This window comes from Loktanella sp. S4079, assembly GCF_000967725.1.
GTDB lineage: Bacteria > Pseudomonadota > Alphaproteobacteria > Rhodobacterales > Rhodobacteraceae > Yoonia.
The window spans coordinates 1,045,647-1,070,407 of record NZ_JXYE01000002.1; the positions used below are offsets into that span (position 1 = coordinate 1,045,647).

Consider the following 24,761-nt stretch of genomic DNA (forward strand, 5'->3'; position numbering starts at 1 on the left):
TATGTGTGGTATTATTGGTGTCTTGGGTAGTCACGAGGCCGCTCCCCTCTTGGTCGAAGCGCTCAAACGTTTGGAGTATCGCGGCTACGACAGCGCGGGCATTGCGACCGTAAACGACAAGCGGCTTGACCGCCGACGCGCGGTTGGCAAACTGGTGAACCTGTCCGACGTATTGGTTCACGATCCGCTGGCGGGCAAATCTGGCATCGGTCATACGCGGTGGGCAACCCACGGTGCCCCAAACGTTGGCAACGCCCATCCTCATCGAGCGGGTGGCGTCGCCGTTGTCCACAACGGTATTATCGAAAATTTCCGCGAATTGCGCGAGTTCTTGGCCCAACAAGACATCAGTTTTGAAACTGACACTGACACTGAAACCGTCGCACTATTGGCCCAATATTACCGAGATCAGGGGCTGTCGCCTGTTGAAGCGGCTGAGCAAACGATCTCGCGCCTCGAAGGGGCCTATGCCTTGTGTTTCTTATTTGACGGTGAGGACGATCTCCTGATCGCTGCACGTCAAGGATCACCACTAGCTATTGGTTATGGCGATGGTGAAATGTTTGTCGGCTCTGATGCAATAGCGCTTGCACCCATGACGGATCAAATCAGCTACCTAGAAGAAGGTGACTGGGCGGTGATTACCCGCACGACTGTTGAAATTCGTGACCGCACGGGAACAATTGCCAATCGCGAAGTGAAGACAATCCAAATTGACACGGCACAGGTGGACAAGAGCGGTTTCAAGCACTTCATGGCCAAGGAAATCGCCGAACAGCCGACCGTTCTTCAGGGTGCGCTTGCACATTACATCAACGCTGATGCAACCGATGTCACCTTGCCCGAACCAGGCCTCGATTTTTCAAAAATCGAGCGCGTCACCATGGTGGCCTGTGGTACCGCCTTCTATGCCTGCCTCGTTGCGAAATATTGGTTTGAGCAAGTCGCAGGCATTCCGGTTGAGGTCGATGTCGCCTCTGAATTCCGTTACCGCGAACCGCCAGTCACGCCGGGCACCGTCGCTCTTTTCGTGAGCCAATCCGGCGAAACCGCGGATACGCTTGCTGCGCTACGTTACATGGAAGGCAAGGCCGCCAAGATCGTATCCGTTGTGAATGTGCCCGAAAGCTCCATCGCGCGCGAGAGCGACCTGCCTCTACCGATTCTTGCAGGTACTGAAATCGGCGTTGCATCGACCAAGGCGTTTACCTGCCAGTTGACGACACTGGCCATTCTGACGCTCAAGGCCGCGCATGTCCGAGGGAAAATTACAAACGATGAACTCTCCGAAAAGCTGAGCATGCTGCGCAGCCTGCCCGGAATTTTGAACCTTGCGCTGGGGATCGAAGATAAGACCAAGGCTGTTGCCGCCGAACTGTCAGAAGCGCGTGACATCCTATTCCTGGGGCGTGGCGCGATGTATCCGCTCGCCCATGAAGGTGCGTTAAAACTCAAAGAAATCAGCTACATACACGCCGAAGCCTATGCTTCAGGAGAGCTGAAGCACGGGCCCATTGCCTTGGTTGATCAGCACGTTCCAGTCATTGTGATGGCTCCGCGTGATGCGCTCTTCGACAAGACAATCTCAAACATGCAAGAGGTCATGGCGCGCGGTGGGAAGGTAATTTTGATAACTGATCAAAAGGGTGCAGCCGAGGCTGGCGACGGTGTTTGGGATACGATTATCATGCCTGAAATCGATCCATTCCTTGCGCCAATCCTATACGCGGTTCCTGCACAGTTGCTGGCCTACTATACAGCGATTGCCAAAGGTACTGATGTGGATCAGCCCCGTAACCTTGCCAAATCGGTGACTGTGGAATGACAACGAAACGGTTTGCGGTAGACGCGCTACGCGCCGCCGGAGACGCGGCCAAGGCCTCTGAAATGCACCGCTACCACAAGGTTGACCGGCCCTATCTGGGAATATCAAATCCCGATATTGATGTGATGGTCAAAGAATGGCGTACAGACTGTGATCTGGAACAACGCTTGGCGCTGGCATCAGGATTGTGGAAAACGAATATCCACGAGGCCCGGATTGCCGCCGCAAAGCTCCTGACGCAGGCGCGCATTCGCCCTGATGATCAACAAGCGTGGGATCTGATTACGTCTTGGGTTCCTGACTTTGACGCTTGGGCGATCGCGGATCATGTCAGCATCGCGGGCCAAAAACGTCTGGCCGCCGACCCGACACGGCTAAAAGATCTGGAAGCATGGACAACATCGGAGCACATGTGGACCAAGCGCGCAGTTCTAGTGATGACCCTACCGTGGACCAAGCAAAACAAACCAAAGCCCGCTGAGACAGAAATCCGCGAACAGGTCCTGACTTGGGCGGCCTCATATACCAGCGACCCTGCATGGTTCATCCAAAAGGCGATTGGTTGGTGGCTCAGGGAACTGTCGAAACACGATCCAGATCGGGTTCTCACATTCCTTGATGAACACGGCGATGCCATGAAACCCTTTGCAGTGAAAGAGGCTAAGCGACGCCTAACAGCGTAGGGTGGATTTCAATCCACCCACCTATTGCCGAAACACTTCCACCTCAGGCAATCCAGTCAACGGAGCCTCTAGCAGCCGCATCGCAGCAAGGCTCAACTGGCTGCCCGATCCTACAGCCCCGCCAGAGGGGCGTAGTTCAAGATTGACCGAATTTCCCTGATACACGACGCGCCCTTGGCTGATCTCATCGACGAGTGGCGTCTTTAGCCAAATTCCCGGATCTGTCGGGGCACCAAGGCTCGCAATCGTCGTCCCGAGCGAGGTTTCTTGCACTGCAACTGAGGTAATAGCCGCTTCGCGTTCTTCTTGGGTCGTCGTATCAAACTCTGCAACAGTTGTTGCAGTCGCTGGTGGCGGCGGCGCAGGTGTTTGCACTGTGGCCTCTACAGGCGCCTCGACTGCACTATCTGACGTGGCTGCTAGCCCCAATACCCCCTGAAAAGAAGGCATTGTACAGCCTGCGACGGCCAAGAAAGGGATCAATAGTTTCATATTCATGCCCTGAACCTAGTTACCCTGTCCCATTGATACAAGCGTGTGATGCATGCTTGCGCTGATCATCGCGCAGCCCTACCCTATGTGTATGAGCCAGCCTTTGATTGATCCTTTTGCCCGCGCCATTGAATACCTACGGGTATCGGTCACCGACCGTTGTGATTTTCGCTGCGTCTATTGCATGTCCGAGAATATGACGTTCCTACCAAAGAAAGAACTTCTCACCCTTGAGGAGCTCGACCGGCTCTGCTCTGCCTTTATTCGGCTTGGGGTCAAGAAGCTGCGCATCACCGGTGGTGAGCCCCTCGTGCGCCGCGATATCATGACGTTCTTTCGCAGCATGTCGCGCCATCTGGATAGCGGAGATTTGTCTGAACTCACCGTCACGACCAATGGCAGTCAATTGGAACGCTTTGCCGATGATCTTTTTGCGGCTGGCGTCCGTCGTGTGAACATATCACTGGATACCTTGGACGAGAAAAAATTCGCCGACGTCACCCGTTGGGGCCGCCTGCCCCAAGTCATTCGTGGCATTGACGCTGCACAAAAGGCAGGGCTGCGGGTTAAGATTAATACAGTTGCTCTCAAGGGATTTAACGAAGCCGAACTTTTTGACCTGACGGCATGGTGCGCCTCGCGTGATATGGATCTGACCTTTATTGAGGTCATGCCAATGGGCGATATCGGGAACGAAAACCGGATTGGGCAATATTGGTCGCTTAACGACCTGCGCGCACAATTGCAGGAACGGTATCAACTCACTGATCTTACAGAGAAAACCGGCGGCCCAGCGCGGTATATTCGGATCGAAGAAACAGGTCAAAAGATTGGGTTCATCACGCCCCTGTCTCATAACTTCTGCGAAAGCTGTAACCGCGTGCGTGTCACCTGTACCGGTGAAATCTACACGTGCCTCGGTCAGGAAGGTCACTCTGACCTACGTGGCCCACTACGCGGATCAGAGGCCGACATCGACCTCGACAATGCCATCCGTGCAGCCATTGCCCTCAAACCCAAAGGTCACGATTTCGACTACTCGAGACAACGCGTCGACGGACAAGTCAGCCGCCACATGTCTCATACAGGTGGCTAAGGCGCCTTGGCGCATCTATCGCTTCCATTCGCACGATTGATTTACACAATCAAACCGATAGTATTTATTCACACCTCAATTTTACGGACGCATTTATGCCAAACAATGAAAAAGAAACGCCCGACTTTGATGACGAAAACGAAGGGTTCGACGATCCCGAACTCGAACGCCTTTTCCGCGAACTAGAAAGCATCTCAAAGAACAAAGATGATGATGCTCAGGAAATGACCCAGGATGAAGCTGCAGAGGCCATCATTGGTGGTTTGCTCCGCGGGATCGAGAAGCTTAATGAAGCAGACAATGAGTTCAGTATTGAATTTGAGTTGAAAGACCCCGTCTTCGACGCCAAAATTGGTGCAGCCGTTTGGGCAGGAGATATGGCGCGTCTTGAAGAGCTCGCTGCCGAGGTTGAAGATGACGAACCAGATACCCGCAGCGAAGACGAAATTAAGTGGGAAACATACAAAGAAGCTTTGGTTATCATGGGAATTGATCCTGATATCATGGGGTCATTCGACGATATCCTACCCGATCGATACGCTGATATCAGAGCCGGAAAATCAGGCGCAATCGACGCCTTTATTGCGACGGGCCAAGACCCGAACATCAAGACGGGTGTAGAGCAGGTACCCGCCCTTTTCGCGGCATTGGATGCACCTGAACGATCAGCCAAAGACATTCGCAAATTGATAGAGGCTGGTGCGGATGTAACCTTCAAATACCTTCAATGTGACAACGCATTTACATGTTTTGCCAATTATAAACATTCTGACACGGTTACTACCGAAAGCGAAATAGAGCTTGCCAAACTACTGCTTGCAGAAGGCGCCGACATCCAATTCAAATCGCCAAAATTGGGTTCGGCTCTCATGGCTGCAATCTTGCGCGCGGGTCCAGCACAGGTGGCCGCATTGTTGTCTGTTGGTGCCGATGTCAAAGAGACACTGCACGTCGACTACGAACGTGAATTTCTGTCCGAAGCCAATGTTTTGTGTATTGCCGCGCCAAAGCCTGCGGTCATTCAGATATTGCTAGACGCCGGCGCAGACCCAAACATGCGGGATAGCTATGATCTATCTCCACCCGAGTTTATCGACGAGGAAATTCAGGTATTGGAAACAGTTGCAAAAGATGACCCCTGGATCCAAGATTTCTTGGTCCAATTGCGTAAAGGTCGTGATTTGCTCATCGCGGCAGCAGGTTAGATAGCATCGTCAGTGACGGGTTCGATCAGTTCGGGCCCGTCGTCACGGGTTCCAAACCGTGCGACCTGATGGTGTTTGACACGTGGCGCTTGACCCAGTGTCGCGACCGCATCGCTGCCGTTCAGCCACGCTTCGCGTTCGGCCAGATCCAGCATCACAGGCATACGCGGATGCATCGGTGCCAAATCTTGCGACGCTGCACGCGTCAAAATGGTGCAGGTCAGTAGATCGTTCCACCGCGAAGCCAGTCCAGCGAACCAAACGATATTTTCATTTCCCGCAGGCAATATCGCGTGGGGTTGCTTTGCTCCTTTTTCGCCGGTCCATTCATAATAACCGCCCGCGGGAATTAGACAGCGCCCGCGACGCCAGACGTTCCGAAAGCTTGGCTTGTTCTGGGCATCCTCGATCCGAGCGTTAAATGTCGTTGCCTTCCAATCGCGCAGTTCGCCTTTGTGCCACGACGGCACGAGCCACCAGCGCGCAGACATTGCCCGCAAAGGATCGCCACCGATGATAAGCAGGTCTTGGGTAGGCGCGACGTTAAACCGACGCGGACCACGTGGTGGGATGATCACAGGGTTTTCGCCAAAAGGATCAATCCGGGTCTCGGAATGCTCTTCATCTGTCCCAACAAGTTCGGGTTCTATGACGCGACCGCACATGAAAGCCTCGTGAGTTTATAGACAATAGATAAGACATTGCGCCCTACCCAACAACGATATTGTATGACCCGCAGAAACAGCAGGCTGGGAACATCAATGATTGCATATGTCACCGTTGGAGCCGATGATATCGCAGCCGCGCGTCAGTTCTATACCGCTTTTTTGGTGCCGCTCGGGTACGCGATGACCGAAGGTCCCGAAGGACTAAGCTTTGCGCTGCCCACCCTCACAGGGCAAGCCGCTGTTGCGCCTGATTTCTACGTTAAACCAACCTTTGATGGCCGCCCTGCATCTGCAGGCAACGGTTCGATGGTCGCCTTCGAAGCCCCATCGCAGCAAGACGTTCGTGGACTTCATACCGCCGCACTACAGGCAGGCGGCACCGATGAGGGGCAACCCGGATTTCGTGCAGCCTATGGGCCACGCTTTTTTGTAGGATATTTGCGCGATCCGCAGGGTAACAAGATCGCACTGTTTTCAAGTAATCCCAATGAACCGAGCCGGGACTAAAAATGGCTTTGCCCGTTCAGCGACAGGCAAAGCACAATCGTAAGCGCCGATCAGTTAGGCTGCTGGCATCCGTTGTTCAACGATTTCCGCCCACCAGCTACAGCCAGCCGGGATCGCTTCGTCGTCGAAATTATAATGCGGGTTGTGGACATCCGCGCTGTCGCCGTTGCCGACAAGGATATAGGCACCTGGCCTTTCCTCGAGCATAAAGGCAAAATCTTCGCCCCCCATCACAAGCGGGGCTTCTTCGCAGTCACCTGAAACAGATTTCGCGACCTCAGCGGCGAATGCTGTTTGTTCGTCATGGTTTACCATGCACGGATAACCGCGATAGTAGGTCACATCTGCCTTAGCACTAAAGGTTTCAGCGGTTCCAGTAGCAATCGCTGTCAGGCGCTGTTCGGCCAGATCGCGCATTTCCTTGGACATTGTGCGCACTGTACCCTTCAGGTGCACGCGCTGCGCAATGACGTTAAATGCTTTGGACGATGATTCAATCGAGGTCACAGAAACGACAACCTGATCAACCGGGTCGGCATTACGGCTGGCGATTGATTGCAGTGCGGTCACCACATGCGAGGCCACAACAATGGAGTCGACTGTCTGGTGTGGCTTTGCCGCGTGGCCGCCCAAACCCTCGATGGTGATGTCAAACTGGTCCGTTGCTGCAAAGAATGCGCCGGGTCGGATTGCGAAAGTACCCACAGGTTTGCCCGGCCAATTGTGCATTCCGTAGACCTCTTGGATGTTCCAGCGGTCCATCATGCCGTCTTCGCACATCTCACGGCCACCACCGCCGCCTTCTTCGGCGGGCTGAAAGATCACCACCACGGTTCCGTCGAAATTGCGTGTTTCGGCCAAATATTTGGCCGCACCCAGTAGCATGGCGGTGTGCCCGTCGTGGCCACAGGCATGCATCGCACCATCGGTTTTGGATTTATATTCAAGGCCGGTTTGCTCCATAATCGGGAGCGCATCCATGTCCGCACGCAGACCGATGACCTTGCCCGAGGTGTCTGATTTGCCCTTGATCACGCCGACAACCCCGGTGCGCCCGATCCCGGTGACGATTTCATCGCAGCCAAATTCCTTGAGCTTCTCAGCGACAACAGCCGAAGTCCGGTACGTCTCAAACAGAATTTCAGGGTTTTCATGCAGGTCTCGTCGCCATGCGGTGATTTCGGGGTGTAGCTCTGCAAAACGATTTTTGACGGGCATTTTAGTCTCTCCAGTGGTGTTAGGCGTGATCGTGGTCAGTTTCACAGGTCACAGTTTGGTCAAAGGTTCGGGCCAAGCACAAGCTTGGACCCATCATAAAAACGGGACAGGCGGAAACGGGAAATATCGTGTTTGATATGTTCACCAGTAACCAGTTGCGCAGCAATGCGGCCAAAGGCGGGTCCAATCCCGAAACCATGTCCGCACATGCCAGTGGCAATCGTCAGGCCGGGCATGTCAGCGGCGTGATCAACCACAGGCACAATATCAGGCATCGTATCGATCATGCCAGCCCAAGCTGTTTTGATCGGCACCTCCCCGAGTTGTGGGAAAGTCGCAGCAAAGTCGCGCGCCATTTGTGCAACCTTTTTGTGGTTTGGTGCAGGGTTCAGCACGCGCATCTTTTCAAACGGGCTGATTTCGTCGCCCGACCAATAGCGGGCAGTGCCCCATGCATCTGGAAAATCGGCAGGTGCGACAGGGCGCAACCGTGTGCCCAGCGGGTCTTGCCATAGCTGGGGGGCAAAGCTTTTGAGCGCGCGAAATGCGTCTGGACCGACATAGAGTTCATGAAACCCAGATGCAGCCAGCGTGTACCCGCCATCTTGCCTGCGCCGAAAGGCAACCCGGTCATCGACACCCGCCCCGTCAAAGACCGCATCCAAAGGCGCGGTCGCAGCAACAGTGGCACGTACAGAAAGCTGCGGGATATTGATCCCGTGGCGGCGCAAAAACAGCGAAGACCACGCACCGCCAGCAACGATCACGTTAGAGGTTTCGATATACCCAGTTTCCGTCACGACCCCGCTAATTTTCCCAGCTTTTATGTCGAGCGTCCGCGCAGCGCATCCTTCGACAATCGTAACCCCCGCCTTTGCGGCAGCCCGCGCAAGTGCAGGCACTGCGACCCACGGCTCTGCGCGCATATCCCCGGCTGTCCACAGTGCCCCGGCCCAAGAATGCGCTGCGGTGTCGAATTTTTCAGCCGTCTGTTTGGCCGTCAGCAAGACGGTATCCAGCGCGTTTTCTTGTGCCACAGGCAGCCAATCAGCGTAGCGCGCCATCTCGCTTTCAGAAGACGCAAAATACGTCACGCCAGATTGGCGCAGCCCGATGTCTTCGTCGATTTGCGCGGCCATCTCGCGCCACATCTGCGCAGCTTCACGCATGATCGGCACCTCCGCAGCGTCACGACCCTGCGCACGAATCCAGCCCCAATTCCGCGATGATTGCTCGGCCGCGATTCGCCCTTTTTCCAAGAGCACGACGCGCTGCCCCCGTTGCGCGAGCTCCCACGCCGACATGACACCTACAATCCCGCCGCCGATGACAACAACGTCGGCTTTGATTGGTGCAGGTCCCGGAAATGATATTGGGTTTTCGATAGATATTGGAAAGGGAATCAAACTGTTAGCCTTTCGACCAAAGCCTTCATGAACGCCTCGCCTTGGGCGAACTGATCTACGCTGATGTATTCATCAGCCTGATGCGCCTGCGCGATATTCCCCGGACCACAGACCGCCGCCGAATAGCCGCGCGCCTGAAAATGACCAGCCTCCGTGCCGTAGCTGACCACCTCTTGCCCGTTAGCGCCGCTTAGCTGACGCGCTAAACTCTCGGCTTTACCGTCCTTTTCTGGGGCGAGCCCCGGAAGTTGAAACAACTCTTCGGCCGTGATTCCCGCATCCGGGTGAATCGCCTTCATCTGTGCATCAAGCTCTGCGACCTTTTCCAGAAACCGTGCGCGCCAGAGCGTAATACTTTCGCCCGGAACCACGCGAAAAGTCAGGTCAAAATGACAATCCTTGGCGGTGATATTATGTGCGGTTCCGCCATTAATCGTCCCGACATGCAGCGTTGTGTAGGGGGGCACGAAATCAGAATCGACCTTGGCCACAGGTTTCGCCGCGTTCTGCGCATTCACCTGATTCGCCCATTCGATCAGCTTTGCGGCCATCATGATCGCGCTGACACCCGTATGAAGGAGCGAGGAATGCACCTCGAACCCGCGAAAATGCATGTGATAGCCGATACCACCTTTGTGGCCTGTAACGACCTTCATCATTGATGGCTCGCCGACAATTACAGTGTCCGCACGGGGCATTCCCATCGCAATCATATGTTCGATCATTGGGGGAGCGCCCGTACACCCGATCTCTTCGTCGTAGCTCAGCGCGATTTGCAACGGGCGCTTTAGCTCTTGCTTATTTGCGTGGCACATCGCCCAAATAGCGAGCGCATCAAATCCCTTCATATCGCAGGTTCCACGCCCATAAAGACGCCCCTGACGTTCGGTCACCGCGAATGGGTCACTTGTCCAATTTTGTCCCTCGACCGGCACCACATCGGTATGCCCAGAGAGCACGACACCCCCATCAATTTGTGGTCCAACATGTGCATAGACTGCTGCTTTGGTGCCATCAGAATTTGGCACACGCTGAGTTTCGATTCCTTGTGAATTCAGGTATTCCTCAACAAATTCAATGAGTTTCAGGTTACTTTCGGTACTAATCGTCGGAAAGGAAACCAAATGGTCCATAAGTGCCCTAGCGCTGAGCGTCATACGTTTTCCTTCTTGTGCTGCAATTGCCGCCACTTGCGTGAGCATCTGTTCAAAGTGTCGGCAACTGCAGTCTTGCGTGGATGTCTTGCGGGTGCAAACGCGAAACGTCTTGCGGCCTCAAAAATAAATGTTACCGTTTGGTAAAACTTCGCAATGCCTAAAAAACAGCGCAAGTGCTAATAATTAATCCGAACCACGTGGGAGGTTCTATATGCCCGATGGGGCTTTGCCTGTTCTGGATGTCCGGGACCTCAAAACTGTATTCAAAACCCGATCTGGCGAAGTCCACGCCGTGAACGACGTTAGCTTTTCTTTGCGGCCCGGCGAGTTGCTTGGTGTTGTCGGAGAAAGCGGATCGGGAAAATCTGTCACCATGATGTCGCTTCTTGGTTTGCTGCCTTCGCCTCCGGCTGAGGTAAAGCGCGGCCAAGTGATGTTCGAAGATAAGAACTTGCTCGATGTCGATGCAGAGACCCTGCGATCGGTGCGCGGCGGCAAAATCGGATTTGTCTTTCAAGATCCGATGACCTCATTGAACCCAGTGTTCACCGTTGGGGTCCAGATCATGGAACCCCTGCGCAAGCACATGGGAATGAACAAGAAACAGGCCGCAGTGCGCGCGCAAGAACTGCTCGAGCTTGTCGGTATCCCCGACGCAAAGCGCCGCTTGGGGGATTATCCGCACCAGTTCTCTGGCGGGATGCGTCAGCGCGTGATGATCGCGATCGCGCTTGCCTGTGATCCCCAAGTCTTGATCGCAGACGAGCCGACCACAGCATTGGATGTCACCATTCAGGCGCAAATTCTTGAACTGATGAAGGACCTGCGGACCAAGCTTGGCATGGCCGTGATTTGGATCACCCATGACCTAGGCGTGATCGCAGGCATCGCCGACCGGGTCATGGTCATGTACGGCGGACAGGTTGTTGAACACGCGCCGGTCTCTACCTTGTTCAAAGATCCGCAACACCCCTACACGCGCGCCTTGCTCAAGACGATCCCAACCATCCAAGGTGATCGTGCTGCACGTCTCACAGTGATCGAAGGTCAACCCCCGATCATCAAGGCTGCGCCAAGCGCCTGCCCGTTCCGCAATCGTTGTGATGTGGCCTTTGACCGTTGCGCTTCGGAAAACCCACCGCGTTATGACCTTGGCGAAGGGCATGACGCCGCCTGTTTCTTTGACGCCCGTACCGGAGCACCCCGCGATGCTTGATCAAACTTCGAAACCATTGGTCAGCGTCCGCGATCTCAAGATGCATTTTCCAATCCATGCTGGCCTGTTGCGGCGTCGTGTCGGTGTGGTCAAGGCTGTCGATGGCGTCAGCTTTGATGTGATGGAAGGCGAGACATTAGGTTTGGTCGGGGAATCAGGCTGCGGCAAATCCACATGCGGGCGTGCGGTATTGCGGCTCTATGATATTACCTCTGGCGAAATCACCATTGACGGCGAAGAGATTGGCCAGCGTGCGCAGGGTAAGCTGCGTGAAATGCGCCCAACCATGCAGATGGTTTTTCAAGATCCGCAAGCATCACTGAACCCACGCATGACGGTCGAGGCCATCATCAAAGAACCGCTTGATGAACACACAAAACTCTCGGAATCTGAAAAGCGCGAAAAAGTCGCCGAACTGATGGATGCCGTTGGCCTGAACCGACAGTTCGCCAAGCGCTATCCCCAAGCTTTCTCCGGCGGGCAACGTCAGCGCATCGGGATCGCACGTGCCCTGGCATTGAACCCGAAATTCATCGTGTGTGACGAACCCATTGCCGCGCTTGACGTGTCAATCCAAGCGCAGGTGGTGAACCTGCTTGAAGATCTGCAAGAGCAACTCGGGTTGACCTATCTCTTTATCAGCCACGACTTGTCGATGGTTCGCCACATCGCGACACGCGTTGCAGTGATGTACCTTGGCAAGATCGTCGAGCTTGCCCCACGCGAAGCGTTATATGACGAACCGCTGCACCCTTATACAAAGGCATTGTTGTCGGCGGTGCCTGAACCTGATCCAAGTCTTGCAACGAAAAAAGAGCGGATTGTGCTAAAGGGGGATGTGCCCTCGCCTGCTAATCCACCGGCAGGCTGCAATTTCTGCACCAGATGCCCATCCGTCATGGACATCTGCAAGACCCAAGAACCTGAATATTTTGAGGTATCACCCGGACGGTTTACCGCGTGTCACCTGTATCAAAATACAAACGACACTGCCGAGTAAACGGCAGGTCCCGAGGTCAAAAAGAGCACCAACAAGGAGAAGATAACATGAAACTCAAAACAGCTCTGCTGAGTGCTGTTGCGACGGTTGCGCTTGCGCCTATGGCTTTCGCCGATGGCCACGAAGGCGAGCGCGGTCGCGATGGTCAGTTGAACATCATTTATTGGCAAGCACCGTCCATTTTGAACCCGTATCTATCGGGCGGCACCAAAGACATCGAGGCATCAAGCCTTATTCTTGAACCGCTGGCACGCTACGACCAAACTGGCGCCAAAGTCGCCTATTTGGCTGAAGAAATCCCAACCGTGAGCAACGGCGGCGTTTCCGAAGACCTCACTTCCATCACTTGGAAGCTCAAAGAAGGCCTGCTTTGGTCTGACGGCACCCCAGTGACATCTGCTGACGTTGTATTCACAGCAGAATATTGCATGGACCCAGAAGGCGGCTGTGCGCAGCTATCAAAGTTCGAAGGTGTTGAAACCGTCGAAGCCTTGGATGACTTGACTGTCAAAGTCACTTTCTCTGGCCCACAGCCGAACCCATATGGTCCGTTCATGGGTGGTCAGTCTCCAATTTTGCAAGCGACACAATTTGCTGACTGTATGGGTGCCAAGGCGCCAGAGTGTACAGACGCGAACTTTGGTCCGATCGGTACTGGCCCATTTGTGGTCACAGAATTCCGCACGAACGACGTGATCCAACTGGTTGCAAACGACAACTACCGTGACGCAAGCAAACCGGCATTCGCGACTGTAACCTTCAAAGGTGGCGGCGATGCGACGGCAGCTGGTCGTTCTGTTCTGGAAACAGGCGAATTTGACTACGCTTGGAACCTGCAACTGGCACCTGACGTGATTGCATCCATGGCCGAAGCTGGCGTCGGTACACCTGTGTCCGCCTTTGGTACATTGGTTGAGCGTCTGGAAATGAACCTCACTGATCCTTCACCATCTCTCGAAGAAGGTGTGCGTTCAACCGCTGAGGCCCCTCACCCATTCCTGAGCGACGAAGCTGTGCGCCGTGCGCTTTCCATGGCGATTGATCGCGATCTTCTGGTCGAGGTTGGCTACGGTCAGGCTGGTCGTCCAACTTGTAACCTCGTGCCGGGCCCAGAAATCTACGCGTCCACTGAAAACACAGGTTGCTTGGTCCAAGACATCGAAGGTGCAAAAGCATTGCTTGATGGCGCGGGTTGGGTAGACAGCAACGGCGACGGCATCCGCGAAAAAGACGGTGTAGAGCTGCGCATCCTTTACCAAACTTCGACCAACGCAGTCCGTCAGGACTTCCAAGCGCTGATCAAGGAATGGTGGGGCGAGATCGGTGTCGAAACCGAACTGCGTAACATCGATGCCTCTGTCTTCTTTGGTGGTGACCCAGGTTCGCCTGACACATTCCAGCGTTTCTATGCAGACGTTGAAATGTACGCGAACAACTTTGACGGCACAGACCCACAAGCATACCTCTCAATGTATTCTTGTGACAAAGCGCCACGTCCAGACACACAGTGGCAGGGTGAAAACATCAACCGCTATTGTGACCCAGCATATGACGCGCTTCTTGTTGAACTGGGCGCAACTGCGGATCAGGCAGAGCGTAGCCGGATCGCAATCCAGCTCAATGACATGCTGACCAAAGACTCAATGACCATCGTGCCATTGGTTGACCGTGGCCGCGTGTCTGCGCATGCAAACAGCCTTGGCGGCGTTGTTCTGAACACTTGGGATTCCGAGCTGTGGAACGCTGCCGACTGGTACCGTATCGGCGACAATCGCTAAGACCACGTAGGGTGGGTTTTAACCCACCCCCACCACACCAACATTCAGGGCGACGATGCGCCGCCCTGTTCCTTTACCAAAGTTCTGACCTGAGGCGTTGCCCGTGCTGATCTATACCATTCGCAGATTGCTCATCTCGATCCCGACGCTTTTGTTCATCGCTTTCGTGATCTTCATGCTGCTTGAACTCGCCCCCGGCGATCCAATGGCGCAAATGCCATTGACCATTCCCCCAGAGGTCAAAGAGAAAATGCGCCTTGCGCTCGGTCTTGGCGAACCGTGGTGGGTGCGCTTCCCGCTCTGGCTCAAACAGTTCTTTATCGTTGAGCCACAATACTGGATCGACAACGCCTTTGGCACCAACTTTGCTGACGGTGCTCAGCGGATCATCAGCTTTCAATCTCGCAGCCCCGTTTTTGACGTGATCGCGGAACGCATGCCCCAGACCCTTTGGGTGGTTGGCATGTCCTATGTGGTCGGCGTTCTTATCGCGCTGCCAATTGGGATCATCAGTGCTTATCGCCAGTATTCTGTCTTTGATCAGGCGGGCACATTCGTTTCGATGATTGGCTTTTCGGTTCCGCCGTTCTTTTCAGGGGTTTTGCTGATTGTGATCTTTTCGGTTCAGCTAAAATGGCTGCCATCCATCTATGACACGACCCATGTGGTTACAGATTGGGACAGTTTTGTCTTCCAACTGCGTCAGATGATCATGCCTGTCATGGTGCTTGCGCTACAAACGACTGCCCAAGTCAGCCGCTACATGCGAGCGTCGATGCTTGACAACCTCGGCCAAGATTACGTCCGCACAGCCCGCGCCAAAGGCATGTCAGAAAGCGTCGTGGTTCTTAAGCACGTGCTGCGGAATTCGATGATCCCGGTCATTACAGTGATCGCGCTTGGTATCCCGTCGATCTTTGGCGGAGCCATCATCACTGAACAAATCTTCAAGGTGAATGGCCTTGGGCAGCTGCTGATCATTGCGCTGCAAGGCTCTGACATTCCGATGGTGATGACCATCACATTCCTGCTGGCGGTGCTAATCGTCATGATGAACCTGATCGCCGATGTTCTCTACGGCATTCTTGACCCGAGGATCCGCTATGACTGATGCAACGCTGAACACGATGGAAAAGCCACGCAATCAGTGGTGGGATGTCTGGGATCAATTCAAAACCCACAAGGGCGCGGTAGCAGGTCTGGTCTTTTTGATCTTTATCACGCTTTTCGTGACGATCGGTCCCATCATCTGGGATGTTGACCCCGGCAAGTTGAACATTCGCAACAAGAACCTGCGCCCGATTTACATGGCGCTCTTTGACAGCGAAGCCAAGACAGCTTGGGCCAACCCCATGGGTACTGATAACCTCGGCCGCGACATCATGGCGAACATCATGCAAGGTGGTCGCATTTCGCTCGCGGTTGGTTGGACGGCGATGATCCTATCCGTCTTTTTGGGAACGCTGATTGGCGTCTTGGCAGGCTATTTCAAACGGTTGGACGGCCTTTTGATGCGCTTTACCGATCTTGTGCTTGCGCTGCCTCTCTTGCCGCTCTTGCTGGTGATGATGCTCTTGTTCCGTGACCCGCTTCGTGCCGCTTTCGGACCCGAGAACGGGATCTTTATCCTGATCGTGGTCGGGATTGGTATCACCTCTTGGATGCAAACTGCCCGTATCGTGCGCGGTGATGTGATGGCGCTCAAGGAACGCGAATTCGTTCTTGCTGCGCGCTCTATCGGTACACCGTCGCGGCGGATGATCACGCGGCACCTGCTACCCAATGTGCTTTCGCCCATTCTTGTCTCTGCGACATTGGGGCTGGCCACAGCTATCATCACCGAAAGCGCCCTCTCCTTTCTCGGGCTTGGCTTTCCGTCGGATTTCCCAACTTGGGGCAAGATCCTATTCGATAGCGTCGACCGCATGACACAGTTCCCGGAACGTGTTCTCTGGCCCGGCCTCGCGATTTCGCTGACAGTTCTCTCTGTGAACTACATCGGTGACGGTCTACGCGACGCGCTCGACCCACGTATCCGCGGCCAATAACCGCAATCGTTTATCAAGCGCAGCGATCAACGTCTTGGATCGGTTGATCGCAGCAAGCATCAATTTCTGACCGCTAAGAAATGAGAAAATTCGCGCGCATTAGCGCCGAATTTCTTCAGATTGATTTGCTATAATTCGGTCAATCTCGGTACGGGCGTATTCTCCAATAGCGCGCTGAGCATCACGCGCAGGACCGTCTGGCAGATCAAGATCACCCAAAACGATAATATTCTCATCATTCACGAGGTTCGCAGGCCCGGTATAGTTAAAACTGCCAAGGATCGTCAGCCCATCGTCCATCACCATGAGCTTGTGGTGAATTTTGCGCACCCCCGTCCCGGTTTTATTCTGATGGAGCCTTACGCCTCCTTCGACCAACGTATCCTTTGACGCCCATTTCTGATTGGCTTGCCTTCGATCCAAAACACCATTCACCGCCAGCCCCTTTTGCCGGGCATTTACCAATGCATCATCAATACCCGACGATTGCGCAAAGGTGAAAACGGCGAAATCCACACGCTCTTTGGCTTTGATCATCTGCTTGATGAACTCCATCTCTGGCATGTGATCCGGCGCAAAGAGCGGCTTGATCCGAATACCGCCAACCACATGCCCCTCAAGCGGCTTGCGGGGCATCAACAGGCTGCGCGCGCCAAATGTGCCTTGTCGAAGCTGTTTGAATTCACGCCCGTATTCACGCGCGACCTCTTTATCCTTGATCACGCAAACATGGTTTAGGTTCTTTTTGACCCCTGTCGTGGTAAAATTGGTCGAGCCTGTTAGCACAGAATCGCGATCTCGGATCATAAATTTTTGATGGAAAATTGCAGGGTTATAATCCGCCTTGGCATCCACCCCTGCCCGCAATATCCGCATCAGCAACTCGCGGTTTACTTCTTGGGTACCCAAACTGTCAGGTTCGGGGGCGTTTCTTTCGCGCAGGTAATCTTGTTCCATGATCGCCCGAACACGAACCCCACGACGCGACGCAGCAATTAGGGCATCGGCGATGGGGCGATGGTCTAGCTCTTGCACACAGACCAGCAGTTCATTCTGGGCGGTGCCGATGAACTCAATAATGGGCGCCTCAAGGCTATCCGGCCCACCCACGGTATCCGGACCAAGATAAAGTGTAATCGGGCCAGCGGTAACGGGCATGATGGCCTCCAAGATTGCTCAGGCAGCTATAGGCTGCCCTGCGTTATACCCCTGCCGCAAGATCAAAGTGCGCATCACGGAGAAACCGATCAATTGCGTTCTAAATCAAACCATCAATTGCAGAGGCTAATCGTGTGAGATCCGCCGCATAAAACCCCGCCGCATTGATGCAGTTCGTCTCAAGCATTTTTAGCCCGGCATCGGTGCGACAAATATCGACGACATAGGCGCGGGCATAGGCGGGATTCGCCTGAACCAGCGCTCTGCCAAATGCCAAGGCATCATCGTCGATCTCCGGGCGATAGATCACACGGGAACCTTCCTTGTATAGCGAATAGGTCACGATTTCATCTTGAACGACCCACAAACGCCATTCCCGCAAAATCCGAGCAGGCTTTGTAAACATCAGTTCGGTGTCATGCCGAAGTGATCCATTGGGGATGTCGTTTTGGTCAAGCGTTAAGACTTTGTGTGCCAACTCCAAAATCTCGCGACTTGATCGAACGCGGCCGGGTTCTTCTTTGCTATCTTCGACCGGGCGCATAAACCAATGCGTGTTATCATCTTCAAACTTCTGCGGTATCTCATTCAGTCGCATAAATTGCCCCTGAATACCGTTGAGCAAAAATTGCTGCCAAGGTTCCTCAAGCACGAACGGGCGAATTCTGAAGACACCCGGCATCAGGTCATGTGCACGGGCGTACCGCCACAAGGTATAGGAACCAAATAACACGACGGTATTTTTGTCCGCAATTACCGGCTCTGGCGAAAGATCTCCGACAAAGGGTACAACCTTATGCCACGTATAAGGAATTTGCAGCCGATCTAACGCGATCGCCAACTTTCGGGTATCTTCGAAATCCTGAAGTATCCACTGCATCAGATGTTTCCTATTTTGAACTTGGGCATTTCTAGGATGTCATCCCCCGACCACCTTATCTGTCAATTTTTCGCATCTCACCACAAGAAAGCCCCGCCAAATTCATGGCGGGGCTTGCGTAGGGTGGATTCTAATCCACCTTCCTTAGTCGATTTTTGGCAGCAGCTCATCCAAGGACTTTTTCGCATCGCCGTAGAACATGCGCGTGTTTTCCTTAAAGAACAGCGGGTTTTCGATGCCCGAATAGCCGGTGCCTTGACCACGCTTGGATACAAACACCTGTTTCGCTTTCCAGCATTCCAACACTGGCATCCCAGCGATTGGACTGTTTGGATCGTCCTGCGCCGCGGGGTTCACGATGTCGTTCGATCCGATCACGATGGCAACGTCCGTATCTGGAAAATCATCATTGATCTCGTCCATTTCCATCACGATGTCATAAGGCACTTTGGCCTCGGCCAGCAGCACGTTCATATGCCCCGGCAAACGCCCAGCAACGGGGTGGATCGCGAAACGAACCTCTTTGCCCTTGGCACGCAGCTTTTTGACCAGCTCGGACACCGCATTTTGCGCCTGCGCCACCGCCATACCGTAACCCGGAATGATGATGATGCTGTCTGCTTCGTTCAGTGCTGTCGCCACGCCATCAGAATCGATCGCGATCTGCTCGCCTTCGACTTCCATTTGTGGCCCCGCAGCGCCGCCAAATCCGCCAAGGATGACCGAGACAAAGCTCCGGTTCATCGCCTTACACATGATGTACGACAGGATCGCACCAGAAGAACCAACCAGCGCGCCCACAACGATCAACAGATCATTGCCAAGGCTGAAACCAATCGCCGCCGCCGCCCAGCCAGAGTAGCTGTTCAACATGGAAACCACGACGGGCATATCGGCGCCGCCGATCCCCATAATCAAGTGGTAACCAATAAACAGCGCCAGCAAGGTCATAATGAATAACGGCAGGAAACCACCAGTGTTGAAGTACCAAATCAGGCAGAGCACAGAGATGATTGCCGCAGCAGCATTCAACAGATGGCCACCGGGCAGCTTCGTCGCGGCAGAGTTCACTTTGCCCGCCAGCTTGCCATAGGCAATGACCGAACCTGTGAATGTCACCGCACCGATAAAGATGCCCAAGAACAGCTCAACCCGCAGAATGTTGATCTCAACCGCTGACTTATGCGCAATCAAATCGGCAAAGGTCCCGAGATCGTCGCCATAAACACCGCTTTGGACATTGGCGATTTCAAAATGGGCGATAAAGCCCACAAACACCGCAGCCAAGCCAACGAGGCTGTGCATCGCTGCGACCAGCTCTGGCATTTGGGTCATCTGAACCTTGGTTGCCAGCATGTAACCAATCGCACCGCCCCCAGCGATCAAGATCAGTGACAAGAGCCACAGTCCCAATCCCGGACCAATAAGCGTAGCCACGACCGCCAGCCCCATGCCAACGATCCCGTACCAGACCGCGCGTTTTGCGCTTTCTTGTCCGGACAGCCCGCCCAAAGACAGGATGAAGAGAATAGCTGCGACCACATAGGCCGCTGTCGTAAATCCGTATTCCATTATCCTACCCCCTTAAGACTTTTGGAACATGGCGAGCATGCGCCGTGTCACGAGGAAACCACCGAAAATATTGATGCCGGTCATAAAGACCGACAAAGCCGCCAAGATCACGACAAGAGCGGATCCGGACCCGATTTGCATCAGTGCCCCCAAAATGATGATCGAGGAAATCGCATTTGTGACCGCCATCAATGGCGTGTGCAGCGAATGTGAGACGTTCCAAATCACTTGGAAGCCCACAAAGACCGAAAGCACAAACACGATAAAGTGCTGCATAAAGCTTGCGGGTGCGACCAGCCCAACACTCAGCAATACCGCGGCCCCAACAGCCAGCAATGTCACCTGATTCTTGGTCTGCGCTTTGAATTCAGCAATCTCTTTGGCCCGCTTTTCTTCGGCCGTGAGCTCTTTTGGCGCCTCCTTTTTCGGGGCAGCTGCAATCGCTGCAACCTTTGGCGGCGGCGGTGGGAATGTGATCTCGCCCTTATGGGTCGCAGTCGCCCCCCGGATCACGTCATCCTCCATGTTGTGATTGGGCACACCGTCTTTTTCGGGTGTCAAATCAGCCATCATGTGACGGATGTTCGTCGCGTAAAGCGTCGAAGACTGCGCTGCCATACGGCTTGGGAAATCAGTGTAGCCGATGATAGTCACGCCATTTTCGGTGACGATTTTTTCGTCCTTCACGGTCAGTTTACAGTTACCACCACGTTCAGCAGCAAGATCAACAATGACCGAACCGGGCTTCATGCTTTCGACCATATCCTTGGTCCAAAGCTCTGGCGCGTCGCGACCTGGGATTAGGGCTGTTGTGATAACGATGTCCATTTCTGGCGCGATCTCGCGGAACTTAGCCAATTGTGCGGCGGCAAATTCTGGGCTGGACACGGACGCATAACCGCCTGTCGCTGAGCCGTCTTGCTGTTCTTCTTCAAAGTCGAGGAACACAAATTCAGCGCCCATTGATTCAACTTGCTCGGCCACTTCGGGGCGGACGTCGAATGCATAGGTAATCGCGCCGAGGCTCGTCGAGGTACCAATCGCAGCCAAGCCCGCAACGCCAGCGCCGACCACTAATACCTTTGCTGGTGGAACCTTACCCGCCGCAGTGATCTGCCCGGTAAAGAAACGACCAAAGTTGTTGCCTGCCTCGATCACCGCGCGGTAACCCGCAATATTCGCCATGGATGATAGCGCATCCATCTTTTGCGCGCGGCTAATGCGTGGAACCATGTCCATCGCAATGACGCTCGCGCCTTTCTTGTTCGCCGCTTCCATCAACTCGGCATTCTGCGCCGGATAGAAGAACGAAATCAGAGTTTGCCCGTCTTGCAGACGTTTGACTTCGGTGTCGGACGGCGGGCGCACTTTGGCCACGATGTCAGCCGCCTTGAACAGGGCAGCGCCCGTCTTGACGACTTCGACCCCGGCATCAGCATAGGCTTGATCCGAAAATCCGGCTGCTGCACCAGCACCAGTTTCGATGACGCATTCGTATCCTAATTTTTGCAGATCCTTCGCCGAGGCAGGAGTCATTGCGACCCTATTTTCGCCTTCGAACGTTTCCTTTGGTGTGCCGATTTTCACAGACAATCCCCCATTTATCATTCAGCAGTCGCGGGTTTGTTATATGGCAGACTAGCATATTACAACTACCAAACCCCTGTTTTACTTATGTCATACGCTAACAGCCGCTCAGAGTTGCGTCCGCATGCAACCCAACCCAGCAATTCGAACACGAAACTTTCGAAATGCAACGCACCACATTCGGACAATAAAACACCACGCGATGAAGACTACAAACACTCTTCGACTGAAACGTAACGACAAAACGACAACTGCCCTTGAAACGGGCGCTTTACCGCTTTGCGCTTGTCCATGATGTCGGCACGGTTACCATGCGCCCCACAGACACAAAACGCACGTCCACACCGTCCACAGACAATAGATCGCCAGATGACAGATTTTTCCGCCACAAAACAAAAATTCGAATTACCCGCAGGTGTGATTTATCTTGATGGAAACTCTCTTGGGCCCCTTCCCCATGCAGCCAAAGACCGCGTTGCCCAAACGGTAGCAGACGAGTGGGGCGAGATGCTGATCACAGGCTGGAACAAGGCGGGCTGGATGGCCCAGCCCAGCCAATTAGGAGATCGGATTGGCAGGCTGATCGGCGCCCCCCAAGGGACTGTGGTCTTGGGGGACACGCTTTCGGTCAAAGTCTATCAAGCCGTTGCCGCAGCCATAGATATGGTTCCCGATCGCAAAGTCATTTTGACTGACAGTGGGAACTTTCCAACAGACATCTACATGGTCGAGGGGCTGATCAAGTCGCTCAATCGCGGGCACGAACTGCGGATTGTATCCCCAGAAGATATTGAAGCGGCGCTGACCGCTGACGTTGGTGTTTTGATGCTCACGCAGGTCGATTATCGCACGGGGCGCCTGCACGACATGGCAGCCCTCACGAAAAGAGCGCATGAACTCGGGATCGTCACGGTTTGGGATCTTGCCCATTCTGCCGGTGCGCTTGCCGTTGATGTCACCGCCGCGCGCGCGGATTTTGCCGTTGGCTGCACCTATAAATATCTGAACGGCGGCCCCGGCGCCCCAGCGTTCATCTATGTTTCGCCAGACCACATAGCCAACTGTGCGCCTGCTCTGTCGGGCTGGTTGGGTCATGAGGCCCCCTTTGCCTTTGATCTGGATTACCGCCCGGGCAGCGGAATTGAACGTATGCGCGTGGGCACCCCACCCGTTCTTCAAATGGCCGCGCTAGGTGCTGCTTTGGATATCTGGGACGGTGTTGACATGAACGCGATACGCGCCAAATCCATCGCGCTGAGCGAACAATTTATCCATGGAATCGAGGCAACCTGCCCCATGCTCAGGCTTGCGTCACCACGTGACCCTGCCTTGCGTGGTAGTCAGGTTTCGTTCGCCTTTGAACATGGTTATGCAGCGATGCAGGCCTGCATCGCGCAAGGTGTCATTGGCGATTTTCGCGCGCCTGACATCATGCGATTTGGATTTACCCCACTCTTTATTGACCAAACCGATGTTGATCGCGCAATCGCGATCATCGCCAAGGTGATGAACGACCAACTGTGGGACAATCCCGCCTATCAGATCAAATCTACGGTAACTTAGGTTTCGTCCAAAAACGCAGTATCCTCGGTCGATGGTGGCACATCGTAGCCGTGTACTTCGACATTGAGTGCCGCCCCGAGCAAGATCAGATAGGCCGTGACATAGAGCCATAGCAGCAAACCAATGACCGCCCCGATGGAGCCATAGACCTCGTTGTAGCTTGCGAAATTGGTGAGGTAGAACGACAGCCCAAAAGAAGCGGCGACCCATAGAATAACGACGACAAAGGCGCCGACAGTCATCCACCTGCCCCGCGATCCGATCCGCGCAGGCCCAAACCGATACAGCAAACTTAGCCCCAGCATCAGCACGCCCAAGGCAATCAACCAGCGCACCCCTTCGATGATCCAAGCGGTAGATCCAGTAATCGGCAAAAAAGCGAGGATGATCGGAAGGATAACAACAACCGTCAGCGCCACGATGGCCAGCGACACCAGTGCCAAGGTCAGTGCAAAAGCAATCAACACCTGAAGCACCCCGTTCCTTTGGCGTTGCCCAGCAATCGCATTGAGCCCCCCAATCAGCGCGCCAACCCCTGCCCGGCATGACCAAAGCGCAAGTATAATCGAAAAGATCGTTGCCCAGCCCAGCTTTTCAGGGGGGGCGAGCACCAGCCGATTGATCTGCGAGGAAAGCAATCGATAGGCGTCAGGAGGAATGATTTCATCCATCATGACCATCAACTCTGAGATCACGACAGGATCAGCGAGCAGCCCAAATATCGCAATCACAGCTGCGATGCCGGGGAAAATCCCGAATATGCCAAAAAACGCGACGCCAGCCGCAATCAACCCAAGGTGTTTTTGCCCAGCGGTTTGCCAAACGGCATATAAAATGCGCCACGTGTTAAGAAACATTGCTACCACTGTGCTACCCGATCTTCATCGTTCTTTGGGCAGGTTAGGTGATTTTCACAGGTATTACCACGGATCTCCGCGCATCAATCGGCAACCAATGGCACAGTTTCGAAAAAGCGGTCGCCAGCGCCTTTGAGACGGGATAGGTTTAATCGAAAAGCGGGCAACGGCCCAATGCAGGCGACAGATATTTGGACAACCTTACACTTCATATCAACACCTTAGCGGAACATCTTCTGCAACAAGGGTCCGCTCGTCAGATTGTGGCGATCACCGGTGCGCCGGCGAGCGGAAAGACAACGCTCGCTGCGGAATTGGCGCGTCGTTTGAACGCACAACGCCGTAGCGCGGTTGTCGTACCGATGGATGGGTTTCACCTCGACAATGCGATCCTCGAAGCTGAGGGACTTATCCAACGCAAGGGCGCACCGGAAACTTTTGATGCAGACGGATTTATCCGCTTAGTTCACGCTCTGCGTGCGGGCAAAGACGTCTACGCTCCGAAATTTGACCGCACGCGCGATATTTCGGTTGCTGGTGCCGTCAAGGTCAGCGCGGATGTTCAGTTTATCATCGTCGAAGGCAATTACTTGATGTTCGACGAAGAACCCTGGCGCGAACTCGTCCCGCTGTGGGACATGAGCGCGCGGCTCGAGGTACCAATGCCTGAACTGCGTGCCCGGCTCATTCACCGTTGGCTCAGCCTGAGCTATTCCAGCGCTGTCGCGACGCGCCGGGCAGAAGGCAATGATATTCCAAATGCACAGCGTGTGATGGATCGCGCTTTGCCCTGTGATTTTACATTTGATGGGCAACCAAAGCCCAATACAACTCAATAGGTTCAT

The 24,761-nt window shown here is 54.3% G+C and carries 22 protein-coding genes; 12 read left to right on the forward strand and 10 right to left on the reverse strand.

Going from position 1 to position 24,761, the window contains the following annotated elements:
* The first annotated feature begins 1 nt into the window (after window position 1).
* Together glmS and TW80_RS06390 are read left to right on the forward strand one after the other, a co-directional pair.
* Window positions 2–1,825 carry a glutamine--fructose-6-phosphate transaminase (isomerizing) gene (glmS, locus tag TW80_RS06385; RefSeq protein ID WP_045996439.1) on the forward strand — a complete coding sequence of 608 codons (1,824 nt, stop codon included), beginning with the start codon at window positions 2–4 and terminating at the stop codon, window positions 1,823–1,825.
* The gene (locus TW80_RS06390) at window positions 1,822–2,508 is read left to right on the forward strand and encodes a DNA alkylation repair protein (protein ID WP_045996440.1); all 687 of its coding nucleotides are present in this window, start codon (window positions 1,822–1,824) and stop codon (window positions 2,506–2,508) included. Before glmS ends, TW80_RS06390 begins: the two co-directional genes overlap by 4 nt.
* A 21-nt stretch (window positions 2,509–2,529) precedes the next feature.
* Here TW80_RS06390 and TW80_RS06395 read toward each other — a convergent pair whose 3' ends face one another.
* A complete protein-coding gene (locus TW80_RS06395) occupies window positions 2,530–3,006 on the reverse strand; it encodes a hypothetical protein (protein WP_045996441.1) in 477 nt (158 codons plus the stop codon).
* Window positions 3,007–3,091: 85 nt separating this feature from the next.
* Between TW80_RS06395 and moaA the strand changes: the two genes are divergently transcribed.
* Both moaA and TW80_RS06405 read left to right on the forward strand, forming a co-directional pair.
* Window positions 3,092–4,096, forward strand: coding sequence for a GTP 3',8-cyclase MoaA (moaA, locus tag TW80_RS06400; protein WP_045997060.1), 1,005 nt, complete (start codon window positions 3,092–3,094; stop codon window positions 4,094–4,096).
* Between the two features lie 95 nt (window positions 4,097–4,191).
* The gene (locus TW80_RS06405) at window positions 4,192–5,301 is read left to right on the forward strand and encodes a hypothetical protein (RefSeq protein ID WP_045996442.1); all 1,110 of its coding nucleotides are present in this window, start codon (window positions 4,192–4,194) and stop codon (window positions 5,299–5,301) included.
* On the opposite strand, the gene TW80_RS06410 is transcribed toward TW80_RS06405, so the two are convergent.
* Window positions 5,298–5,966 carry an SOS response-associated peptidase gene (locus TW80_RS06410; protein ID WP_052700901.1) on the reverse strand — a complete coding sequence of 223 codons (669 nt, stop codon included), beginning with the start codon at window positions 5,964–5,966 and terminating at the stop codon, window positions 5,298–5,300. The genes TW80_RS06405 and TW80_RS06410 overlap by 4 nt on opposite strands.
* Window positions 5,967–6,062: 96 nt before the next feature.
* Here TW80_RS06410 and TW80_RS06415 point away from each other — a divergent pair, with 96 nt between their 5' ends.
* Window positions 6,063–6,476, forward strand: a complete 414-nt coding sequence (locus TW80_RS06415) for a VOC family protein (RefSeq protein WP_045996443.1) — start codon at window positions 6,063–6,065, stop codon at window positions 6,474–6,476.
* Between the two features lie 54 nt (window positions 6,477–6,530).
* Here TW80_RS06415 and TW80_RS06420 read toward each other — a convergent pair whose 3' ends face one another.
* The 3 genes from TW80_RS06420 to argE are packed head-to-tail and all read right to left on the reverse strand — an operon-like array spanning window position 6,531 to window position 10,257.
* Window positions 6,531–7,694 (reverse strand): M20 aminoacylase family protein, encoded by a 1,164-nt coding sequence (locus tag TW80_RS06420; protein ID WP_045996444.1) that lies wholly within the window; start codon window positions 7,692–7,694, stop codon window positions 6,531–6,533.
* Window positions 7,695–7,753: 59 nt separating this feature from the next.
* Window positions 7,754–9,097, reverse strand: coding sequence for an NAD(P)/FAD-dependent oxidoreductase (locus TW80_RS06425; protein ID WP_204218487.1), 1,344 nt, complete (start codon window positions 9,095–9,097; stop codon window positions 7,754–7,756).
* Window positions 9,097–10,257: an acetylornithine deacetylase gene (argE, locus tag TW80_RS06430; protein WP_045997062.1), complete on the reverse strand. Its 1,161-nt coding sequence runs from the start codon at window positions 10,255–10,257 to the stop codon at window positions 9,097–9,099. Before argE ends, TW80_RS06425 begins: the two co-directional genes overlap by 1 nt.
* Before the next feature lie 211 nt (window positions 10,258–10,468).
* Between argE and TW80_RS06435 the strand changes: the two genes are divergently transcribed.
* From TW80_RS06435 to TW80_RS06455, 5 genes are all read left to right on the forward strand, one after another.
* Window positions 10,469–11,473, forward strand: coding sequence for an ABC transporter ATP-binding protein (locus tag TW80_RS06435; protein WP_045996446.1), 1,005 nt, complete (start codon window positions 10,469–10,471; stop codon window positions 11,471–11,473).
* Complete coding sequence (locus tag TW80_RS06440; protein ID WP_045997063.1) at window positions 11,466–12,473, forward strand: ABC transporter ATP-binding protein; 1,008 nt, start codon at window positions 11,466–11,468, stop codon at window positions 12,471–12,473. Before TW80_RS06435 ends, TW80_RS06440 begins: the two co-directional genes overlap by 8 nt.
* A gap of 47 nt (window positions 12,474–12,520) precedes the next feature.
* Window positions 12,521–14,251, forward strand: coding sequence for a peptide ABC transporter substrate-binding protein (locus tag TW80_RS06445; RefSeq protein WP_045996447.1), 1,731 nt, complete (start codon window positions 12,521–12,523; stop codon window positions 14,249–14,251).
* 103 nt (window positions 14,252–14,354) lie between these two features.
* Window positions 14,355–15,362, forward strand: coding sequence for an ABC transporter permease (locus tag TW80_RS06450; RefSeq protein ID WP_045997064.1), 1,008 nt, complete (start codon window positions 14,355–14,357; stop codon window positions 15,360–15,362).
* Window positions 15,355–16,299, forward strand: a complete 945-nt coding sequence (locus TW80_RS06455; RefSeq protein WP_045996448.1) for an ABC transporter permease — start codon at window positions 15,355–15,357, stop codon at window positions 16,297–16,299. The genes TW80_RS06450 and TW80_RS06455 overlap by 8 nt, the downstream gene beginning before the upstream one ends.
* 99 nt (window positions 16,300–16,398) lie before the next feature.
* Here the strand turns inward: TW80_RS06455 and TW80_RS06460 are convergent, their stop codons facing one another.
* From TW80_RS06460 to TW80_RS06475, 4 genes are all read right to left on the reverse strand, one after another.
* Window positions 16,399–17,457, reverse strand: coding sequence for a phospholipase D-like domain-containing protein (locus TW80_RS06460; RefSeq protein WP_045996449.1), 1,059 nt, complete (start codon window positions 17,455–17,457; stop codon window positions 16,399–16,401).
* 100 nt (window positions 17,458–17,557) lie between these two features.
* Window positions 17,558–18,337, reverse strand: coding sequence for an ATP-grasp domain-containing protein (locus TW80_RS06465; protein ID WP_045996450.1), 780 nt, complete (start codon window positions 18,335–18,337; stop codon window positions 17,558–17,560).
* A gap of 144 nt (window positions 18,338–18,481) precedes the next feature.
* A complete protein-coding gene (locus TW80_RS06470; RefSeq protein ID WP_045996451.1) occupies window positions 18,482–19,909 on the reverse strand; it encodes an NAD(P)(+) transhydrogenase (Re/Si-specific) subunit beta in 1,428 nt (475 codons plus the stop codon).
* A 12-nt stretch (window positions 19,910–19,921) separates the two neighbouring features.
* Window positions 19,922–21,496 carry a Re/Si-specific NAD(P)(+) transhydrogenase subunit alpha gene (locus tag TW80_RS06475; protein WP_045997065.1) on the reverse strand — a complete coding sequence of 525 codons (1,575 nt, stop codon included), beginning with the start codon at window positions 21,494–21,496 and terminating at the stop codon, window positions 19,922–19,924.
* 369 nt (window positions 21,497–21,865) lie between these two features.
* On the opposite strand from TW80_RS06475, the gene kynU reads away from it, so the two are divergent.
* Complete coding sequence (gene kynU / locus TW80_RS06480; protein ID WP_045997066.1) at window positions 21,866–23,059, forward strand: kynureninase; 1,194 nt, start codon at window positions 21,866–21,868, stop codon at window positions 23,057–23,059.
* On the opposite strand, the gene TW80_RS06485 is transcribed toward kynU, so the two are convergent.
* Entirely contained in the window at window positions 23,056–23,916 is an 861-nt protein-coding gene (locus TW80_RS06485) for a YihY/virulence factor BrkB family protein (RefSeq protein ID WP_045996452.1), read from the reverse strand. The genes kynU and TW80_RS06485 overlap by 4 nt on opposite strands.
* Before the next feature lie 191 nt (window positions 23,917–24,107).
* On the opposite strand from TW80_RS06485, the gene TW80_RS06490 reads away from it, so the two are divergent.
* Entirely contained in the window at window positions 24,108–24,755 is a 648-nt protein-coding gene (locus TW80_RS06490; protein ID WP_045996453.1) for a sugar transporter, read from the forward strand.
* Window positions 24,756–24,761 lie beyond the last annotated feature (6 nt).

Bases quoted from the DNA above. Each gene is read 5' to 3' on its own strand.
- TW80_RS06455 (WP_045996448.1), top strand. From the start codon at position 15,355: ATGACTGATGCAACGCTGAACACGATGGAAAAGCCACGCAATCAGTGG.
- TW80_RS06420 (WP_045996444.1), bottom strand. From the start codon at position 7,694: ATGCCCGTCAAAAATCGTTTTGCAGAGCTACACCCCGAAATCACCGCA.
- argE (WP_045997062.1), bottom strand. From the start codon at position 10,257: ATGACGCTCAGCGCTAGGGCACTTATGGACCATTTGGTTTCCTTTCCG.
- glmS (WP_045996439.1), top strand. From the start codon at position 2: ATGTGTGGTATTATTGGTGTCTTGGGTAGTCACGAGGCCGCTCCCCTC.
- kynU (WP_045997066.1), top strand. From the start codon at position 21,866: ATGACAGATTTTTCCGCCACAAAACAAAAATTCGAATTACCCGCAGGT.
- TW80_RS06460 (WP_045996449.1), bottom strand. From the start codon at position 17,457: ATGCCCGTTACCGCTGGCCCGATTACACTTTATCTTGGTCCGGATACC.
- TW80_RS06470 (WP_045996451.1), bottom strand. From the start codon at position 19,909: ATGGAATACGGATTTACGACAGCGGCCTATGTGGTCGCAGCTATTCTC.
- TW80_RS06415 (WP_045996443.1), top strand. From the start codon at position 6,063: ATGATTGCATATGTCACCGTTGGAGCCGATGATATCGCAGCCGCGCGT.
- TW80_RS06485 (WP_045996452.1), bottom strand. From the start codon at position 23,916: ATGTTTCTTAACACGTGGCGCATTTTATATGCCGTTTGGCAAACCGCT.
- TW80_RS06395 (WP_045996441.1), bottom strand. From the start codon at position 3,006: ATGAATATGAAACTATTGATCCCTTTCTTGGCCGTCGCAGGCTGTACA.
- TW80_RS06405 (WP_045996442.1), top strand. From the start codon at position 4,192: ATGCCAAACAATGAAAAAGAAACGCCCGACTTTGATGACGAAAACGAA.
- moaA (WP_045997060.1), top strand. From the start codon at position 3,092: ATGAGCCAGCCTTTGATTGATCCTTTTGCCCGCGCCATTGAATACCTA.
- TW80_RS06410 (WP_052700901.1), bottom strand. From the start codon at position 5,966: ATGTGCGGTCGCGTCATAGAACCCGAACTTGTTGGGACAGATGAAGAG.
- TW80_RS06440 (WP_045997063.1), top strand. From the start codon at position 11,466: ATGCTTGATCAAACTTCGAAACCATTGGTCAGCGTCCGCGATCTCAAG.
- TW80_RS06465 (WP_045996450.1), bottom strand. From the start codon at position 18,337: ATGCAGTGGATACTTCAGGATTTCGAAGATACCCGAAAGTTGGCGATC.
- TW80_RS06445 (WP_045996447.1), top strand. From the start codon at position 12,521: ATGAAACTCAAAACAGCTCTGCTGAGTGCTGTTGCGACGGTTGCGCTT.
- TW80_RS06390 (WP_045996440.1), top strand. From the start codon at position 1,822: ATGACAACGAAACGGTTTGCGGTAGACGCGCTACGCGCCGCCGGAGAC.
- TW80_RS06435 (WP_045996446.1), top strand. From the start codon at position 10,469: ATGCCCGATGGGGCTTTGCCTGTTCTGGATGTCCGGGACCTCAAAACT.